Origin of the sequence: Bacteroides sp. CAG:633, from assembly GCF_000435115.1 — a bacterium.
In the GTDB taxonomy this organism is placed as follows: Bacteria; Bacteroidota; Bacteroidia; order Bacteroidales; family Bacteroidaceae; genus Bacteroides; species Bacteroides ndongoniae.
The window spans coordinates 1-292 of sequence record NZ_FR883086.1 but is presented as its reverse complement, the minus strand read 5'-3'; the positions used below and the strand labels follow the sequence as shown (position 1 = coordinate 292).

At 54.8% G+C, this 292-nt stretch carries 1 pseudogene (cut by a window edge); it reads right to left on the bottom strand.

Features of this window, described 5'->3' with window-relative positions:
- Positions 1-292: pseudogene (locus QVP67_RS09205) on the bottom strand (pectinesterase family protein); its annotated part reaches 613 nt to the left of the window's first position; the annotation flags it as partial.

Sequence of the window (292 nt, the reverse complement as noted above, 5' to 3'; positions counted from 1 at the left end):
TACGGCCTGGCCGACCGGGCCGGCAGTATTCTCGAAAGTGATGTTTTCGGCATAGAAATCGGGAGCATAGATGTAGCACGAGGAAGAGCCGGAGGTTCCCGTATTCTCGCCAAAGCAGTTCGGTTTGGAGGCATAGTCGCCGAAAGACAGCACGGCACCTTCCTGCCCGATGAGCGAAAGGTTGATTTTGCTTTCGGGAATCACAATCTTTTCGCGATAAATGCCTTCGCGCACCAGGATGGTGGTACGCACGTTCTTCCGATAATCGGGCACGGCGTTGATAGCCTCCTGC